Source organism: Micromonospora sp. WMMD736 (assembly GCF_049179015.1).
Taxonomy (GTDB): Bacteria; Actinomycetota; Actinomycetes; order Mycobacteriales; family Micromonosporaceae; genus Micromonospora.
Genome location: NZ_JBMHMI010000126.1, coordinates 1 through 3,386, shown reverse-complemented (window position 1 = coordinate 3,386; position 3,386 = coordinate 1). Strand labels below are relative to the sequence as shown.

Sequence of the window (3,386 nt, the reverse complement as noted above, 5' to 3'; positions counted from 1 at the left end):
AACCGTTGGTGAGCAAAGGCGACCGCAAGAACGGCGTGCCGACCACCGTCACGTCGATCCCGCTGGTAGACCCGCACGCGCCGAAGCCCGACCCGTCCGTCGGTGACCTGGTCAAGGACGCCACCACGCAGGTGTCCACGCTGGTTCGTGCCGAGGTCGAGCTGGCCAAGGCGGAGATCACCCGCGATGTCAAGAAGGGCCTCACCGGCAGCGTCTTCTTCATCGCCGCGCTGGTGGTGCTGTTCTACTCCACCTTCTTTTTCTTCTTTTTCGTGGCCGAACTGCTCGACACCTGGATCTGGCGCTGGGCGGCGTTCCTGATCGTGTTCGGGCTCATGGTGGTCGTCACCGCCCTGCTGGCGCTGCTGGGCTACCTCAAAGTGCGCCGGATCCGTGGCCCACAGCAGACGATCGAATCGGTGAAGGAGACCCGTGAGGCCCTCACCCCCAGTCACGAGAAACATGCCGCAGCGCTGACGGCATCGGACGGCAAACCGGCGCCGGTCGATCCGTCGGGCTGGTAGCCAACTCCCCCTGGCCGCCACCGCAGCCATGAGACATCCGCCTGATCCGTCGGTCACCCGCGTCGACGGTCCGTGGCGCCACTTCGAGGTACACGCCAATGGCATCCGCTTCCAGGTGGCGGAGGCTCACCCGACGGCGGGCAGCACCCCACCGGCGGACCGACCGCTCGTCGTCATGCTGCACGGATTCGGTTCGTTCTGGTATTCCTGGCGGCATCAACTCAAAGGCCTGACCGGGGCCCGACTGGTCGCGGTGGACCTGCGTGGATACGGCGGCAGCGACAAACCGCCGCGCGGGTATGACGGCTGGACGCTGGCCGGGGACACCGCCGGCCTGGTGCGCGCGCTCGGACATTCGTCGGCGACGCTGATCGGCCATGCCGACGGCGGGTTGGTGTGCTGGGCGACGGCGATGCTGCACCCGCGGGTGGTGTCGTCGATTGCGGTGATCAGCTCGCCGCATCCGGTCGCGCTGCGTGCGTCTGCGCTGACCCGTCGCGACCAGGGGCTGGCGCTGCTGCCCACACTGCTGCGCTATCAGCTGCCGATCTGGCCCGAGCGGACCCTGACCCGCGACAACGGCGCCGAGATCGAACGTCTGGTGCGCAGCCGGGCCAGTGGAAAATGGCTGGCTTCCGAAGACTTCTCCGAGACCATCGGGCATCTGCGCCGGGCCATCCAGATCCCCTCGGCCGCGCATTCCGCCCTCGAGTATCAGCGCTGGGCGGTGCGCAGCCAACTGCGCGGCGAAGGCCGGCGATTCACCCGCTCGATGAAGCGGCCGTTGGCGGTACCGGTGCTGCATCTGCGGGGCGATGCCGACCCCTACGTGCTCGACGATGCGGTGCAGCGGACGCAACGCCACGCACCATACGGACGCTACGTATCAATATCCGGCGCCGGGCATTTCAGCCACGAAGAGGCGCCCGACGCGGTCAATGAGCAGCTGATGCGGTTCCTCAACCCGATGCGCGGCTAAGCGTCTAGCTGATGCACTCCCCGGTCGGCACCCGCTCGGTGTTGCCGATCCGGGCCAGCTGGCGGGCCACCTCGAAGGAGGTCAGGACAAACCCCGTGTCGGCGTCGTCGACGGCCGCGCCGAACACCACACCCAGCACTTTGCCGCCGCGATTGATCATCGGACCGCCCGAGTTGCCCTGCCGCACCGTGCCCCTGATGGTGTACACCTCGCGGGTGACGCTCTTGGTGCGGTAGATGTCGGGGCCGTTGAGCTCGATGATCTCGCGCACCCGCGCCGGAGTGGCCAGGAAATCCCCACCGCCCGGATAACCCATCACCACCGCGTCGGTGCCCGTCGGAGCGGCGAAATCGACGAACGGCAACGGAGGTGCCGGCAGGTCGGGCACGTCGAGAATCGAGATGTCGGCATCGGGGTCGTAGGACACCACGCCGGCGTCGTAGCTCTGGCCGTCGACCTCCACCGTCACGCTTTCCGAGCCGGCCACCACGTGCGCATTGGACATCACCCGGTTCGGGGACACCACGAAACCGCTGCCTTCGAGCACCTTCTGACACCCGGGCGCCACGCCCCGGATCTTCACCACGCTGAGCCGGGTCGCGGCGACCACGGCATCACCGGCCAACGCCGCGTCGGGGGTGTCGACCTCCACGATCGGGGTCTGGACGAAGCCGGGCAACACCTCGGGCAGCCCGGACGTGTCCAGCAGGGCCTTGAGCCGGCCCGGTACCGTCTTCAACCAGCTCGGCGCCACCTCGTCGACCTGCGACAGCACCTTGGAGCCACGGACCGCGGCGGCCAGGTTCGGCTGCACCGACGAGGTCAGCAGCGTGCCCAGCAGATAGGCGGCCACTACCACCGCCGTCACCTGCAGGCCCATCCCGATGATCGAGTCGACGGTGCGTAACCCGCGGTTGCGGATGGCGCCGCGCACCGCGCGGCCCAACACCACACCGGCAATCTCACCGATCACCACCAGCACCAGAATCAGGAACAGCGCGGCGAACAGCTTGGCCCGCGGGCCGCTGATGTGGTCGACGACGTGCGGGGCCAGCAACATGCCGGCCACCGCCCCGAGCACCACCCCCACGAACGCCAGCAGCGACCCGAGCGCGCCGGAGCGCCACCCGGCCAGTGCCGCCACGAAGGCGACGGCGACCACGGCGAGGTCAAGCCACTGCGAAGCTGTCATCGTTGCGCCTCACCGTAGCCGTCTTCGCCACCGAGTCGGGCCATTGCGGCGTCGACCTCCCAGATGTCGTCGGTGTTCCAGGGCTGAGCCCAGCCGGCCACATCGAGCAGAGCCGAGACCACCTGCCCGGTGAATCCCCACACCAGCATCTCGTTGAGCAGGAACGCCGGGCCGGCGTAGCGGCGGGTGTGGGCGTCGCGGTACACCATGATCCGATTCTCCGGATTGATGAACGCCCGCACCGGTACCCGCGCCACGTGCGCGGTTTCGCTGGCGTCGACGACGCTGACCGGGCCGGGGTCCGGTGAGTAGGCCAGCACCGGCACCACATGAAAACCCGACGGGGGAATGAACATCCGTTCCAGGGTGGCCAGCGGCTGCAGCCGGTCGATGTCGACCCCGGTCTCCTCCTGGGCTTCCCGGAACGCGGTGAACACCGGCCCGGTGTCGCCGGGGTCGGTGGCCCCGCCCGGAAAGGCGGCCTGGCCGGCGTGGTGGCGCAGCGTGGCGGAGCGGACCGTGACCAGCAGATCGGCATCGTCGGGCAGGTCCCCCGACGGCGCGTCGGGCGGGCCGGAGAACAGCACCAGCACCGCGGCGTCGCGGCGGTTCGCCTTGGCTTCAGCGCGCTCGCTGGCAGCCAGGATGGTGGCCAGCATGTCGGCGGGCACCCGGCGCAGGTAGGCGCGCG

Annotated in this window: 4 protein-coding genes; 2 read left to right on the top strand and 2 right to left on the bottom strand. The window is 69.0% G+C overall.

Annotated features, from left to right (window positions below; genetic code table 11):
* Together ACN269_RS34530 and ACN269_RS34525 are read left to right on the top strand one after the other, a co-directional pair.
* Window positions 1-524 (top strand): phage holin family protein (locus ACN269_RS34530; protein WP_421477506.1); only part of this gene is annotated, 524 nt, incomplete at its 5' end.
* A 28-nt stretch (window positions 525-552) separates the two neighbouring features.
* Window positions 553-1,503, top strand: coding sequence for an alpha/beta fold hydrolase (locus ACN269_RS34525; RefSeq protein WP_421477504.1), 951 nt, complete (start codon window positions 553-555; stop codon window positions 1,501-1,503).
* Window positions 1,504-1,507: 4 nt separating this feature from the next.
* Here ACN269_RS34525 and marP read toward each other — a convergent pair whose 3' ends face one another.
* Window positions 1,508-2,695, bottom strand: coding sequence for an acid resistance serine protease MarP (gene marP, locus ACN269_RS34520; protein WP_421477502.1), 1,188 nt, complete (start codon window positions 2,693-2,695; stop codon window positions 1,508-1,510).
* Window positions 2,692-3,386 (bottom strand): NUDIX hydrolase (locus ACN269_RS34515; RefSeq protein ID WP_421477500.1); only part of this gene is annotated, 695 nt, incomplete at its 5' end. The genes marP and ACN269_RS34515, both read right to left, overlap by 4 nt.

Bases quoted from the DNA above. Each gene is read 5' to 3' on its own strand.
- ACN269_RS34525 (WP_421477504.1), top strand. From the start codon at position 553: ATGAGACATCCGCCTGATCCGTCGGTCACCCGCGTCGACGGTCCGTGG.
- marP (WP_421477502.1), bottom strand. From the start codon at position 2,695: ATGACAGCTTCGCAGTGGCTTGACCTCGCCGTGGTCGCCGTCGCCTTC.